Annotated in this window: 14 protein-coding genes, 2 tRNA genes, 1 other RNA gene and 2 pseudogenes; 9 read left to right on the top strand and 10 right to left on the bottom strand. The window is 41.1% G+C overall.

The features are described from left to right. Together FTV04_RS09530 and FTV04_RS09525 are read left to right on the top strand one after the other, a co-directional pair. Positions 1 to 91 (top strand): annotated as a pseudogene (locus tag FTV04_RS09530) (IS5/IS1182 family transposase); the annotation flags it as partial. A 272-nt stretch (positions 92 to 363) separates the two neighbouring features. Next, complete coding sequence (locus FTV04_RS09525; protein WP_180089323.1) at positions 364 to 1,692, top strand: hypothetical protein; 1,329 nt, start codon at positions 364 to 366, stop codon at positions 1,690 to 1,692. 53 nt (positions 1,693 to 1,745) lie between these two features. On the opposite strand, the gene smpB is transcribed toward FTV04_RS09525, so the two are convergent. Next, entirely contained in the window at positions 1,746 to 2,219 is a 474-nt protein-coding gene (gene smpB, locus FTV04_RS09520) for an SsrA-binding protein SmpB (protein ID WP_078191351.1), read from the bottom strand. A gap of 137 nt (positions 2,220 to 2,356) precedes the next feature. Between smpB and coaD the strand changes: the two genes are divergently transcribed. From coaD to FTV04_RS09500, 4 genes are all read left to right on the top strand, one after another. Next, a complete protein-coding gene (gene coaD, locus FTV04_RS09515; RefSeq protein ID WP_180089322.1) occupies positions 2,357 to 2,848 on the top strand; it encodes a pantetheine-phosphate adenylyltransferase in 492 nt (163 codons plus the stop codon). 1 nt (position 2,849) lies between these two features. Further along, positions 2,850 to 3,113 (top strand): YfhL family 4Fe-4S dicluster ferredoxin, encoded by a 264-nt coding sequence (locus FTV04_RS09510; RefSeq protein ID WP_078191349.1) that lies wholly within the window; start codon positions 2,850 to 2,852, stop codon positions 3,111 to 3,113. A gap of 26 nt (positions 3,114 to 3,139) precedes the next feature. After that, positions 3,140 to 3,519: RNase P RNA component class A (gene rnpB, locus FTV04_RS09505), an RNA gene on the top strand. Positions 3,520 to 3,592: 73 nt separating this feature from the next. Further along, positions 3,593 to 3,669, top strand: a tRNA-Met gene (locus tag FTV04_RS09500). A gap of 68 nt (positions 3,670 to 3,737) precedes the next feature. Here the strand turns inward: FTV04_RS09500 and FTV04_RS09495 are convergent. Continuing rightward, the gene (locus FTV04_RS09495) at positions 3,738 to 4,316 is read right to left on the bottom strand and encodes a hypothetical protein (protein WP_180089321.1); all 579 of its coding nucleotides are present in this window, start codon (positions 4,314 to 4,316) and stop codon (positions 3,738 to 3,740) included. Positions 4,317 to 4,443: 127 nt separating this feature from the next. Between FTV04_RS09495 and FTV04_RS09490 the strand changes: the two genes are divergently transcribed. Next, a tRNA-Tyr gene (locus tag FTV04_RS09490) sits at positions 4,444 to 4,514 on the top strand. Positions 4,515 to 4,550: 36 nt separating this feature from the next. On the opposite strand, the gene FTV04_RS09485 is transcribed toward FTV04_RS09490, so the two are convergent. From FTV04_RS09485 to FTV04_RS09475, 3 genes are all read right to left on the bottom strand, one after another. Then, a complete protein-coding gene (locus FTV04_RS09485; protein WP_257221006.1) occupies positions 4,551 to 5,315 on the bottom strand; it encodes a hypothetical protein in 765 nt (254 codons plus the stop codon). A gap of 145 nt (positions 5,316 to 5,460) precedes the next feature. After that, a complete protein-coding gene (locus FTV04_RS09480) occupies positions 5,461 to 6,087 on the bottom strand; it encodes a CatB-related O-acetyltransferase (protein WP_180089319.1) in 627 nt (208 codons plus the stop codon). 84 nt (positions 6,088 to 6,171) lie between these two features. Next, on the bottom strand, positions 6,172 to 6,582 hold the full coding sequence (locus tag FTV04_RS09475; RefSeq protein WP_180005422.1) for a RidA family protein: 411 nt from the start codon (positions 6,580 to 6,582) through the stop codon (positions 6,172 to 6,174). Positions 6,583 to 6,693: 111 nt separating this feature from the next. Here FTV04_RS09475 and FTV04_RS09470 point away from each other — a divergent pair. Then, positions 6,694 to 7,280: pseudogene (locus FTV04_RS09470) on the top strand (TetR/AcrR family transcriptional regulator). Positions 7,281 to 7,357: 77 nt separating this feature from the next. Here the strand turns inward: FTV04_RS09470 and greA are convergent. The 3 genes from greA to carA all read right to left on the bottom strand — a co-directional run bounded on the left by greA (position 7,358) and on the right by carA (position 12,328). After that, a complete protein-coding gene (gene greA, locus FTV04_RS09465) occupies positions 7,358 to 7,834 on the bottom strand; it encodes a transcription elongation factor GreA (protein ID WP_078191345.1) in 477 nt (158 codons plus the stop codon). Between the two features lie 107 nt (positions 7,835 to 7,941). Beyond that, positions 7,942 to 11,172 (bottom strand): carbamoyl-phosphate synthase large subunit, encoded by a 3,231-nt coding sequence (gene carB, locus FTV04_RS09460; RefSeq protein ID WP_180008915.1) that lies wholly within the window; start codon positions 11,170 to 11,172, stop codon positions 7,942 to 7,944. Between the two features lie 13 nt (positions 11,173 to 11,185). Further along, on the bottom strand, positions 11,186 to 12,328 hold the full coding sequence (gene carA / locus FTV04_RS09455; protein WP_180089317.1) for a glutamine-hydrolyzing carbamoyl-phosphate synthase small subunit: 1,143 nt from the start codon (positions 12,326 to 12,328) through the stop codon (positions 11,186 to 11,188). Positions 12,329 to 12,637: 309 nt separating this feature from the next. Here carA and FTV04_RS09450 point away from each other — a divergent pair, with 309 nt between their 5' ends. Then, positions 12,638 to 13,123 carry a hypothetical protein gene (locus FTV04_RS09450; RefSeq protein WP_180089316.1) on the top strand — a complete coding sequence of 162 codons (486 nt, stop codon included), beginning with the start codon at positions 12,638 to 12,640 and terminating at the stop codon, positions 13,121 to 13,123. Between the two features lie 238 nt (positions 13,124 to 13,361). Here the strand turns inward: FTV04_RS09450 and FTV04_RS09445 are convergent, their stop codons facing one another. Together FTV04_RS09445 and FTV04_RS09440 are read right to left on the bottom strand one after the other, a co-directional pair. Then, positions 13,362 to 13,901, bottom strand: a complete 540-nt coding sequence (locus tag FTV04_RS09445) for a DOMON-like domain-containing protein (RefSeq protein ID WP_180005425.1) — start codon at positions 13,899 to 13,901, stop codon at positions 13,362 to 13,364. A 6-nt stretch (positions 13,902 to 13,907) separates the two neighbouring features. Continuing rightward, positions 13,908 to 14,231 (bottom strand): YhbY family RNA-binding protein, encoded by a 324-nt coding sequence (locus FTV04_RS09440; protein WP_078191340.1) that lies wholly within the window; start codon positions 14,229 to 14,231, stop codon positions 13,908 to 13,910. Positions 14,232 to 14,346 lie beyond the last annotated feature (115 nt).

The raw sequence follows: 14,346 nt of genomic DNA, 5'->3' as shown, positions 1-14,346 counted from the left end.
TAGAGGAATTGCCACAAGATACGATAAGCTAAAACGTAACTATCAAAGCGCTGTTGCTTTAGCTTGTATATTTATATGGTTGCCTCTTTAGCTCAATTTATCGGCTGTAAATGTCAACACACCCTAATTAATTTGTAAATAAATCGTTTGAACTATCATTTATAAATCTTTGAAAACCCTAGTGATGGAAATGTTACTGGGGTTTTTATTGGCCTAAAATTCGTGAAAATTGGCATTTTGTATAATTGAGTTGTGATGCGTGTCACAAATTGCTATTCATTTACGCCAAAGCTATTGATTTAATCTTCTCATAAATTTCACTCTGGATGAGTGGTAAATATTAAAAAGGATTAAACAATAGTAATGGCATTGACCTTATGTGTTTCTGACGTTGTTTTTGCAGCAGAAGGCTTGGTGGGATTAGCCGATGAAGAATTATCTGCCATCAATGGTGCTGCATTGATGAATATGTCCTATACCGATCCTGTTTTAGTCAACCAACAAATGGTCGATGAAAATATTGGTTTCTACAAACTCAGTTTAGATGCGGTTATGGATCTGAACGTCAATGTCAAAAGTTTGCAACTCGGCTGTGGTGGGGTAAACGGGTCAAATGGCTGTGATATTGATATTCGTCATCTAGCGCTGAGTGGTAATGCTACTTCAACCGATGCCAATGGTAATCCCGTCTTTAATGGTGATCGAGCGTCGACAAGTGCCGAACTGAAAAATCCGTTTATTGAATTTGCAATTAAAAACCCAAAACAAGCCGCTTTACGAGAAGTTAAAGGCTTCCGTGTCAGTGCTGAATCAATTACAGGTTTACTGACCACTGGTATTCAAAACACGGGTGCGCCGACAGACGGGATTAAGTCACTGAGCGGTTATATGAAAATTGCACCGACTACAGGGACAGCAAAGACCCAAGCCGCGATCTTTGGGGATAGCAGTAGCGAGACTTTATCCGGTAACTTGGTGATTAATACGATTTGGAACAATGATCGTAGCTTTGTCAGCCAACCTGAAAATAGTAAGGGTTTAAAAATTCCTTCAATGAATGTGCCGTTTACCGTCCCTGAAATTACCATCAACGGAAAACGACAAACTCAAGCCGTTGCCAAAAATATCAGTGCGACTGTACCGTCGATTCAACTCAACCGTGATAGTGGTAGTTTGCAGGTCAAACTTGACCGTAATTTGTTATGGGTAGAAGGGGCGCAGTTCTTTATGGATTCGGGTTCATCAATTGATGGTTTGAAAATGAACATTACCTTTGAGCAAGCCTTAAATATGATTCATAACATTCCATTAAATGGCACAGCAGGTTATTTATCGCTTCAATCTCAAGATATCAGTTGGCCAGATGCCAATGCAGATGATATTGCACGTACAGGTTGGTGGATGTCATTTAAAGACCCGATTAATATTGGCAAATTAAATCCAACATCTGAAGTGGATATCTCAGGCGTCTTACCTCAAGTTGCAGAAAAAGTATCGCAAATTTTAACCAATGAACCGATTTATATTCCCTTAGGTTCTGCTGTTGGTGCAGCATTTGGTTTACCGATTTATAAAAATGTCGGTTCAATTAACCTCAGTAATGCAGGTGCGGCCAATTTAACTTTAAAAAATCAGGTCTTGGGGAATCAGGAAGTGAGGACTAACTGTTTTGGTGGGTTGAAATTCTGCTAAATCTGCAATTTAAAAATAAAAAAACCTCCATTTTGGAGGTTTTTTTATTGACCTTATTTATGAAAAATACGGGCTTTATCGCGCTGCCAATCACGGTCTTTTTCCGTTGCACGCTTGTCGTGAAGCTGTTTACCTTTTACTAGGGCAATTTCAAGTTTGGCATGAGGACCTTTCCAGTAACATGCCAAAGGCACACATGAATAACCTTTTTGGTTAATTGCACCTTGTAGTTTTTCAATTTCACGGCGGTTCAGCAATAATTTACGAGTACGTGTTGCTTCAGGCACTACATGTGTCGAAGCACTCAGTAAAGGTTGCACTTGAGCGCCGAATAAAAATGCTTCACCATTTTTAAACGTAATATAGCTCTCTACGATAGTCATACGACCCGCACGCATTGATTTGACTTCCCAGCCTTGTAATGAAAGACCCGCTTCAAATTTTTCTTCAATGAAATAATCGTGACGCGCACGCTTATTTAGGGCAATCGTACTGCTACTATTTTTTTTAACTACTGCTTTCGTCATAATCAAAAACTTCCAAACTTAGCACTATTGTACCCGAACTTTGAATAAGATGAAGGTTTTAAATTTACATGCTGACTTCACCTATAAATCAAGATTTTGTTAAAATACCCATCTACAAAATAACAGAGTACAACTGGATGTCTAAAACTCGTGTAATTTATCCGGGCACATTCGATCCAATTACTAATGGTCATATCGACTTAGTGACACGTGCATCGCGCATGTTTGACGAAGTTGTCGTGGCAATTGCAATTGGACATCACAAAAACCCTGTGTTTAGTCTGGAAGAGCGTGTTGCACTAGCGCAAGAGTCTTTAAGTCATTTGTCAAATGTTGAGTTTGTAGGTTTTGATGGGCTGTTGGTCAATTTCTTTAACGAGCAAAAAGCAACAGCCGTATTACGTGGTTTACGTGCAGTTTCAGATTTTGAATATGAATTTCAATTGGCAAATATGAATCGCCGTTTGGACAGTAAATTTGAAGCCGTGTTCTTAACCCCATCAGAGCAATATTCGTTTATTTCATCTACGCTCGTGCGTGAAATTGCACGTTTAAATGGTGATGTCACTCAGTTTGTACCACAAGCTGTTGTGGAAGTCTTTAAGCGTAAACAACAGCAAGGTTGGTAGAGTGTCTTTATATATCACTGATGAATGCATCAACTGCGATGTCTGTGAACCTGTATGCCCCAATGAGGCGATTTTCATGGGGGAACTCATTTATGAGATTAACCCTGATTTGTGTACGGAATGCGTTGGGCATCACGATAAACCGCAGTGTCAGTTGTTCTGTCCAGTGGATTGTATTCCATTGGATCCGGCACATCCTGAAACTCAGGAACAGCTTCAACAAAAGTACGAAAAACTAACTGCTCAAAAAACATCAAGCAATTAGTTGTCAGATTTGTTAGAATGCGCCCCGAAGTGAACCAGACGATCGCTGCTGTGTATAGGTCTCCGTGACTAAAGCAGGGGAGGAAAGTCCGGGCTTCATAGGGCAAGGTGCCAGGTAACGCCTGGGCGGTGTGAGCCGACGGAAAGTGCAGCAGAGAGTAGACCGCCTTCATTATGGTTTCGAGTAATCGAAATCGGAGGTAAGGGTGAAAGGGTGCGGTAAGAGCGCACCGCGTGTCTGGTAACAGTTCACGGCATGGTAAACCCCACCGGAAGCAAGACCAAATAGGGATCCTTTAGGCATGGCCCATGCTGGATCCGGGTAGGTCGCTTGAGCGTATGAGTGATTGTACGCCTAGAGGAATGATCGTCCTCGACAGAACCCGGCTTATCGGTTCACTTCAACAAATTTTGATCAAATACGCGCATTATGGGCTTGACGATATTTAAATATCCCTCCATAATGCGCGCACAGTTTAAGGCTATGTAGCTCAGTTGGTTAGAGCACCGCACTCATAATGCGGGGGTCACAAGTTCAAGTCTCGTCATAGCCACCATATTCAAAAAAAGACCACTCCGATTGAGTGGTCTTTTTTTTATGTCTCAATTTTCCAAATTTAAAAAATTAACGATAAACAAAACGACGCATACCTGCACGTAAGGCAAATGCGCCTTGCATATATACGCCACCGAGCCAATACGGCACATTGTAAATATCTTCATGGCGATATTTAACTAAAGCAAACTCAGCCAATAGTCCTTCAAAGAACATGCCACCAATGGCAAGTATAATGGCCAAAATCAGTAACCATGTCCGCTCATAGCTAAATAGCCAGCGAATAAAAAAGCTCAGGTAAAAAATCCAACAAAGTGCTTCGGGATGAAAATTACCAAATCCGCTGAGTATATAGACTATGGCAAATAGTATTAGGCTCTCGACGAGGGGCGCAGTGCCGTCATGATGGCAACTGAGCTGGGTCATCACATAGTGTTTAAGTAGTTGTGTAAGTTGAATATAGCTATATGCCATGAAAGCAAAGGCAATAAAAAAGCCGGGGAATACCCACCAAGCCTGATGGAAAAATAATGGGTTGGGATAACTAAGCGTCTGAGTATAGACATGAATTGCATCGCAAAAAGTTGCGACGACTGCTGCCAGCAGGGCAAGTATAAATATGCCTGAGAATTGAGTGGTTCTCGTCATCATTCATCCTGAAAAGTGGGGTCTTTTTATTTTATGTGTTCTTTATAGTCTGATTGAGTAAAAAAGGCTAGGAATAAAGATGGTCGTAGTAATATTTTTAGTTAGCTACATGTGTACACATAAAAAATATGTAGCTTAGTTGGTTAGAGCCCCGTGCTTATAATGCAAGGGTCACAAGTTCTACTCTTGTTATAGCCACAATATTATGAAAAACCCACTCAGATTGAGTGAGGTTTATGCCTGAAATTTATGTTTGTTATTTTGTATGTCTAAAATTGCAGATTTTAATACTTGAAGGCAAATTTTTGCCGTTTCTTCTCTTGGTGAAAATTGCTCACTCATTTGTTGAAATGGGTGGATATAGTTTCTGAAATCTCTTAATTCTTTACTGAAACGATAGGTATCTTTTTCAAGTATTCCAATAGAGTGGGATACTTCGATAAAGTTATTTAGTGTCCATTGGTCAAAATTTTTAACTTTTCCATCTTTTTTAGGGCTTTGTCTGGATAAATTAAAAACTTTGGGGTTTAGAGATGCTATGTTTAAAAATAATCCTTCTAATGTACTACCTGCTAATAAAACGACCGATAAATATGCTTCAGCTTTGAAAGCTTTTTCTATTTCTTGCATTCTCTTATCAATTATTGGAACTAACGCTGGTATTAAATTGAGTTTAGAGCAATCAACATTGAACTCATGTTTGATAAAATTATTTTCCAGATTTTCTTCTTCAGTATTTAAATTTTCGTCTAAATTTACTTCACTAACTGATTCTATAAAAATTTCTGTGTTTCTTCGCGCCACACGAAATTTATCGAATTGAAGATATTTGTTAAAATTAGCTATTAGAGAATCGAGCCTTTTTAAATCATCCATGTAATTAATGGGATTAAAGAGTGTCTGAATACATATTTTTATCTTTTCAGTTTTATTAATTCTTCCTAACCGAAAATCTGTATATGCCCATCTTGCTGGAAAGCCCTGACCATAAGTATCCATGTAATCGAAGGTTGAGAAAAAATCTATAATTTTGGGACCTGATCGGTATTCGGTAGTTTCGTTAATTAGGTCGCGAAGTTTTTCCAGAGTTTTTGATGATAGGTGCATATTTATTAAGAATAATTATTTGAAATAAATATAACTTTTAACTTGAATTTTGTACATAAAGAAGTAGCGAATTAACATCATCCGTCTGCAACTGCTCCCGCATCTTTAAAAACTGCTTTTCATCTAAATCATAGAGCTTAAGTGAAAGTAGTTTTTCGATATCTTCCAGAGGGAAACGATATTTAATAATTTGAGCAGGCACGCCGCCGACAACAGCATAAGGTGGTACATCTTTAGTTACCACAGCGCCTGTAGCCACCACAGCACCTTCACCGAGTGTAACGCCTTGCATAATCATGGCGCGTGAGCCGATCCAGCAGCCATCACCAATGATTGTATCACCCGCAGGGACAAAACTCCGTGTATCAAACGGAAATGCTGAAATCCAGTCTGTGCGGTGGAGTTGGTTACCGCCCATCATAATCACGCATTCTGCGCCAAAGCAGACAAAATTACCGATATGTAGCTGGTCTATCGGCTTCTCTGGGGTCGCAGGTTTGTCGTGCAAATAACGCACCACACAGCGCTCAAAACCCTGATCCCAATATGCAGAATAATATGAATAATTACCCTTGATATGAATATTAGGGTTCTTCACTGTTTTAGAGATGAACTCAAATTCACACCAATGATTTACAGGTGAATTAATCAATTTTTCAGACATAAACAGTACAACTTAAAAAGGGTAAACCATTATAACCAATTGAACTGATGTCATGCGTCGTTCATCCCTATTAAAAATCAATCGCTAGACCGAAGTGTTTGTAGGGAGGTTTGGGATCCGAGCAATGACTTTAATTTCAAAATCAAAACCTGCAAGCCAATTAACACCTATTGCTGTCCAGTTTGGATAAGGCTTTTGTGTAAACACCTCATTTTTAACTTTCATGATGACTTCAAATTGCTGTTCAGGGTTTGTATGGAAGGTGGTGACATCGACAATTTCATCGAAAGTACAGCCTGCCGCAGCGAGAGTATGGCTAAGATTCTGGAATGCTAGTTTTACCTGTTTCTCAAAATCAGGTTCAGGACTGCCATCTTCACGGCTACCGACCTGGCCTGATACAAAGAGTAAATTTTCCGATTTAATAGCAGCAGAGTAACCATGCTGTTCATACAAGGCATGGCGATCTTGGGGAAATATTGCAATTCTAGTCATGTTTATTCTCATTCAATATCTGGTTTTAAAAGTGGGGGGAAAGCAGCTTTATTTTTGACATACGCCTGGTATGTCAATTAAAATTTTTGTGATTATGAGGTAATCAAAGCAATGTCTGTTCGTGAAAAAAAATGGCGGCAACCCGCAAGAAACTGATTGAAGTGGCACGCCGTACGTTTGCTGAGTATGGCTATGCAGACACCTCAATGGATAAACTCACGGCAGAAGCAGGGCTGACCCGTGGTGCGCTGTACCATCATTTTGGCGATAAAAAGGGCTTATTTGCTGCTGTGGTTAATCAAATTGATTCAGAAATGGCTTTATCTGCCCAGAAGTATCTGGAGCAACCCGAAGATCTTTGGGAGGGGTTGATACTTGAGGGGAAAACCTATATTGAAAATGCCTTGAATCCTGAGTTTCAGCGAATTGTATTACGCGACGGACCTGCGGTATTGGGTGATCCTGCGCATTGGCCGAGTCAAAACAAATGCTTGAAGTCTACACGTGAATGCGTAGAACAGTTATTGGCAGCAGACCGAATTAAAGCAGTGAATTCTGAAGCGGCAGCCATATTTTTAAATGGAGCAGCCATGAATGCGGCGCTTTGGGTGGCTTCTAGCAAGAATCCTGAGCAGGTGTTGTCAGAAGCATTACATGCCTTTCAACTTTTTGCATCAGGATTATTAAAAGAAGGATAGAGCAGAGGTATAATAATTATTTGTCTGATTATAAAAAACCCCTCAAAAGAGGGGCTTAAAATTGCTATCTTAATGAATTAAAGATATTCAACTTTAGAAACTTCGTACTCAACTTCACCTTGTGGTGTGTTGATTTTTACATCGTCGCCTTCATTTTTACCCAAAAGACCACGAGCAATTGGAGAGTTCACAGAGATTTTGTTGATTTTAAAATCTGCTTCGTCATCACCAACGATTTTATAAGTCTTTTGTTCTTCAGTATCTAAGTTCTCAATGGTCACAGTCACACCGAAAACCACACGGCCATTTTGCTCAAGTGATTTAACATCAATCACTTGGCAAGCACCCAGTTTACCTTCGATATCTTGGATACGGCCTTCACAGAAACCTTGTTGCTCGCGAGCAGCGTGGTATTCTGCGTTTTCTTTCAAATCCCCATGTTCACGCGCTTCAGCAATTGCTGCAGTAATACGTGGACGATCAACACTTTTAAGTTGCTGTAATTCTTTCTCTAGGGCAATTTTGCCTTCGGGAGTCATAGGATAACGTTGCATTGTTGTCCCTCATGTTTGTAAAAAGAAAAAATCAGTAAAATTTTTACTGACCTAGAAATGAAAAAAAGCCCGCCACCGAGAGGTGGCGGGACTTCTCGGTAACTTAATTAACCTTTAGTAAGGTCTTGTAAGCGGTATACATCCATTGGCAATTTGATTGCTAAAGCTTGGCATACTGCATCAGCACCGTTAAGGGTAGTTGTGTAATACACTTTACCTTGTAATGCAGAGCGGCGGATCGAGAATGAATCTTCTTGAGCCTGTTTGCCTTCAGTTGTATTGATAATGAGGTGAACTTCGCCATTTTTCAAGCGGTCTACGATATTAGGACGGCCTTCAGTCACTTTGTTCACACGTTCACATTCAATACCAGCATCTTTAATCACATCATAAGTACCGCCAGTAGCGATCACTTTGAAGCCAAGATCTGTCAACTGTTTCGCAATACCAACAGCACGAGGCTTGTCAGAGTGACGAACAGATAAGAATGCATGTTTTACTTCGCCTTCCGTTGGTAGGCCTGGTAAACGGTCATTAGAGCCTAACACAGCTTTATAGAACGCTTCACCAAATGTTTTACCTACACCCATCACTTCGCCTGTAGATTTCATCTCAGGGCCAAGAATTGGGTCAACACCAGGGAATTTGTTGAATGGGAACACCGCTTCTTTTACAGAGAAGTGTTCAGGAATAATCTCTGTAGTGAATCCTTGAGATTCTAGAGATTGACCTGCCATACAACGTGCAGCAACTTTTGCTAAAGATTCGCCGATACACTTAGATACGAATGGAACTGTACGTGATGCACGTGGGTTCACTTCTAAGATGTATACGTCAGTACCTTTAACCGCAAACTGTACGTTCATCAAACCAATTACGCCAAGCTCTTTTGCCATAGCGATGGTTTGACGGCGCATTTCGTCCTGTACTTCTTTAGATAAAGAGTAAGGAGGAATAGAACATGCTGAGTCACCTGAGTGAATACCCGCTTGTTCGATGTGCTGCATGATACCGCCGATCACAACGTCTTTACCGTCAGATACGCAGTCCACGTCAACTTCAATCGCATCGTCTAGGAAGTGGTCAAGAAGTACAGGCGCTTCGTTAGATGCTTGAACCGCATCACGTAGGTAGCGTTTCAATTCGTCATCGTTGTATACGATTTCCATCGCACGACCACCAAGTACATAAGATGGACGTACCACAAGTGGGTAGCCAACTTTTGCAGCTTCAGCCATACCTTCTTCAGCAGATTTTACGATGCTGTTGTTTGGTTGACGAAGTTGCAGACGTTGAATCATTTGTTGGAAACGTTCACGGTCTTCTGCACGGTCAATCGCGTCAGGTGATGTCCCGATAATTGGCGCACCAGCTTCTTCTAAAGCACGAGCTAATTTAAGCGGAGTCTGACCACCGTACTGAACGATAATGCCTTTAGGCTTCTCGATACGCACGATTTCAAGTACATCTTCCAAAGTGATTGGTTCGAAGTACAAACGATCTGATGTGTCGTAATCCGTAGAAACAGTTTCAGGGTTACAGTTCACCATGATGGTTTCATAGCCGTCATCACGCATTGCAAGGGCAGCGTGTACACAGCAGTAATCGAATTCGATACCTTGACCAATACGGTTTGGGCCGCCACCGATGACCATGATTTTGTCACGGTTCGATGGGTTTGCTTCACACTCTTCATCGTAAGTTGAGTACATGTAAGCTGTATCAGATTCGAATTCTGCAGCACATGTATCTACACGTTTGTAAACTGGAGTTACGCCCAAGTTCCAACGGTGTTTACGGAATTGTTTTTGTGAAATGCCCATCAAGTCTGCAATGCGAAGATCTGATAAACCTTTACGTTTGAAAGAACGGATGTTGTCCGCGTTCAAATCACCAAAACCTAAAGTTTTGATTTGGTTTTCAGTTTTGATGATGTCTTCGATTTGAATCAAGAACCAACGGTCAATTTTGGTTGCTTCAAATACTTCATCAAGAGTGAAACCGTGACGGAATGCATCGCCTACGTACCAAATACGCTCTGGACCTGGAACTTTCAATTCAACAAGAATTTTCTCACGTGCGCCTTCAGTGCCCACAGCGATTTTTTCGTCAAAACCACATGCGCCCACTTCAAGACCACGAAGCGCTTTAGACACAGATTCTTGGAAGTTACGGCCAATGGCCATTACTTCACCTACAGATTTCATCTGAGTCGTCAAAGTTGCGTCAGCTTGCGGGAATTTCTCGAAGTTGAAACGAGGAATTTTCGTTACAACATAGTCGATCGCAGGTTCGAAAGATGCAGGAGTTGTGCCGCCAGTGATGTCATTTTTCAACTCATCGAGGGTATAACCTACAGCCAATTTCGCCGCGATTTTCGCAATTGGGAAACCAGTTGCTTTAGAAGCAAGGGCAGATGAACGAGAAACACGTGGGTTCATCTCGATCACAACCATACGGCCGTCTTTCGGGTTGATACCGAACTGAACGTTAGAACCGCCAGTTTCAACACCAATTTCACGAAGTACAGCTAAAGATGCATTACGTAGAAGTTGGAATTCTTTGTCTGTTAATGTTTGCGCAGGAGCAACAGTGATTGAGTCACCAGTGTGTACGCCCATTGGGTCAAAGTTTTCGATTGTACATACAATGATACAGTTGTCGTTTTTGTCACGAACAACTTCCATTTCGTACTCTTTCCAACCAATTAAAGATTCATCGATCAATAGTTGGTGAGTAGGAGAGAGGTCGAAACCACGTTCACAGATTTCAATGAACTCTTCACGGTTGTATGCGATACCGCCGCCTGAACCACCCATCGTGAATGATGGACGGATAATCACAGGAAAGCCGAAACGTGCTTGGATTTCCAAAGCATGTTCCATGTCTTCTGCAACATCAGCGCGAGGGCATTCCAAACCAATTTTGCGCATTGCGATATCGAAAAGTTTACGGTCTTCCGCTTTTTCGATTGCTTCTTTCGTCGCGCCAATCAATTCAACATTGTATTTTTCTAAAATACCGTTGGCATCGAGTGCAAGGGCACAGTTCAATGCTGTTTGACCACCCATTGTAGGAAGAACTGCGTCTGGGCGTTCTTTCTCAATGATTGCAGCTACAGTTTGCCAAGTAATCGGCTCGATGTAAGTTGCGTCTGCCATCGCAGGGTCTGTCATAATGGTCGCTGGGTTAGAGTTCACCAAAATAACACGGTAGCCTTCTTCACGAAGGGCTTTACATGCTTGCGCACCTGAGTAGTCAAACTCACATGCCTGACCGATCACAATCGGACCAGCACCAATAATTAAGATGCTTTTAATGTCTGTACGTTTAGCCATGATGCTTCCTTAATTACTTCTTAGATGCTTCGATAAGTTCGATGAAATGATCGAACAGTGGTGCGCAGTCATGTGGACCAGGGCTTGCTTCTGGGTGGCCTTGGAAACTGAACGCAGGTTTGTCTGTACGATGAATCCCTTGAAGGGTTTGGTCGAACAGCGATTTGTGCGTAGCTTTCAAGTTTGCAGGAAGAGTTTCTGCATCCACTGCGAAGCCGTGGTTTTGAGAAGTAATCATCACTGTACCATTTTCTAAGTTTTGTACAGGATGGTTAGCACCGTGGTGACCGTGAGGCATTTTCACAGTTTTTGCACCTGATGCAAGTGCAAGAATTTGGTGACCTAAGCAAATACCGAATACAGGTACATTGCGTGCGTCTTCTACAATTGTTTTTACAGCTTCAATTGCATAATCACATGCTGCTGGATCGCCGGGGCCGTTCGATAAGAACACGCCATCTGGATTCAGCGCAAGTACATCAGCAGCAGGAGTTTGCGCAGGCACGACAGTCAATTTACAACCGCGGTCTGCGAGCATACGTAAGATGTTGGTTTTGACACCGTAATCGTATGCTACAACATGGAATTTAAGTTCTGGTTGAGCGAAACCTTTACCAAGCGCCCAAGAGCCTTTAGTCCACTCGAAACCGGTCGGATCACAGCATTCTTTTGCAAGGTCTAAACCATTCAAACCACCGAATGCGCGTGCTTTTTCTAGTGCTTCTTCTTCAGTGATGTTTTCGCCTGCAAGGATACAGCCGTTTTGTGCACCTTTATCACGTAAGATACGTGTTAATCGTCGCGTGTCGATGTCAGCAATGGCAACTACATTGTGCTGTACTAAATATTCACCTAGTGATTGTTCAGCACGGAAGTTGCTATGCAATAAAGGTAGGTCACGAATGATCAATCCGTTCGCCCATACTTTATGAATTCGACCTGACTCAGCGTCTTCATCATTACAACCTGTGTTACCGATATGTGGGTAAGTTAGTGTCACAAGTTGTTGTGCATAACTAGGGTCAGTCAAAATTTCTTGATAGCCAGTCATTGCTGTATTAAAAACGACTTCACCAGTCGTACTACCCGATGCGCCAATAGAAGTACCTTTAAAGATAGTTCCGTCGGCAAGGGCTAAAATTGCTGGGGTGCTCAAACCAAAGCTCCTGAAATTTAGGCTGTAAAAAAGCGAGAAGACGAAAAAAAAGGAAGGCTGCTTAAAAACCTACCCTCCTTACATCTGCTCGCTTGAACTTAACACGGCATTATACGCAGAAAGCCACTGAAAGTCCATCGTAAATATCAGGAATAAAGCAGATAAAGCGCTTGCATTTTAGAATAAAGTTTGGTTTTGCAAAATCTTAGAAAAATGTAAGCAATTAATTATTGTCAGACAAATCATAAATTAAAATTTATCAAAAAGCGCTAATGTGGGTCGGTCAGCAAAAACTATAGGTACAAAGTCATGGCAATACAACAAAAACAAACAGCGGCTAAAACCTCCCTGAAAGAAGTCGTTATCGAAGGTGCTGAAAAGCTTGAACAAGTTGCAAAAGAGGCAAGTGTTCAAGCCACAGAAGCGGTCACTGAAAGCAAAGAAAAGATCGGAGCAGAGGCAAAGCAGTTGAATGCCAGTGTGCAAGATCAATTGCGTCAGTTGAAGCAAGATGTATTGAATAAACTTGATCAGTTAAAAGTTCAGTTTGGTTCATCGCAAAAAGATTTTAGTGAACTCAAAGAATTTGTGAAAACTGAATTTAATACGGTTATTGATGATCTTTCAAAACTTGGAAAAGAGCTGAAAGAAGATGTGACCCAAATTTCAGGAAAGCACAAAGATCATCTAACAGAAACATTTAAGCGTTCTAAGGAGCATACTTTGGAAGCGTGGAAAAAAGTTTCACCAGTGAAAGCTGAAGTTACGGATCAAACCACAGATCTTAAAAGTTAATTGTGAATGACATGAATTTTAAAACGCTTGAGCTAAATCTAGTCATTCCAGGGAGCTGGATTCGGTGAGAGCGAATTAAACTTCAATTTAACGCTAAATATGCAAAAGGGAGTCATTAATGGCTCCCTTATTGTGAATGGTACATTTAAGTCCAAAGCACCTATTTAAAAATAGACAGGCAATAAAAAAGCAAAAGATCGTACTTTTGCTTTTTATTGAAGATCAAAACATTAAAAATTTAGAACTGATGTAGCCAATCACGTTTGTTGTGAAAGTCAGCATTTGGACTACTATGCTGCATGGCATAGTACTGTTCACCTTGAGAGGTTTTCAGTACTGCAGTTAGACCAATATAGAGATCTTCCCATTTAAGTTTGTACTTCAGCATAAATTCTGTCAGATCAAGACTGACATTTAAGCCATAGTGCGTCCGTTTCAACTGATTCAGTTCAATATCGTAAGCAGCTTGTGGCGGCATATCTTCTGGATAGCGATATTCTTCAAACTGGTAAGCCTGCCAAGCTTGTGAAGGGGAGAGGTTGATTTCACGATAAAAGTCTTCGTTGTGGACACCAATAAAAACTTCTAAGCAGGTCTGTTCCCACAAAAAATCGATTCGTGGGTGAGCTGATACCAGTTCTGGCCATTGAATCAGTTGGTTTGGGTCTCGAATCCAATAACCCACATTCAAAGTATATGGGCTTTGTTGTTCGATAGCACCAACGACTGATACAGCCTGAAAGCGACGATCAAAAGCGCTGAGTTCGAAACTTGCCATAAATGTTTAGTTAGACAGGTGTGCGTAGCGAACAAGGTTAGACAGTTTTGCATTTTGTTTTGCCGCTTTGCGGTAAATCAAAGCAATCTTACCAATCGTTTGAACAACTTCAGAACCTGAAACAGTCGCAATCTCAGTAATCATTGCAGCACGAGCTTCACGGTCTTCTGCCACAACTTTCACTTTAATTAACTCATGGTCGTTTAACGCACGGTTTAATTCTTCAACAACGCTTTCTGATAAGCCTTTGTCCGCAACCATTACAACTGGGTTTAGGGTGTGACCAATTTGACGTAAGCGTTTACGTTCTTGAATAGATAAAGCCGCCATAAATATAACCTAATTTTAAAAACGACCTAGTATAGCAAAATCAAAGTTGAAGCGCTGTATTTAATCGGCATTTTCTCGATGAAGATTATTGAAAAAAACATGATTTAAGATGCTT

Source organism: Acinetobacter sp. YH12219 (genome assembly GCF_013417875.1).
GTDB lineage: Bacteria > Pseudomonadota > Gammaproteobacteria > Pseudomonadales > Moraxellaceae > Acinetobacter > Acinetobacter amyesii.
The sequence above is the reverse complement of the archived record's forward strand: the minus strand, read 5'-3'. Positions and strand labels throughout refer to the sequence as shown.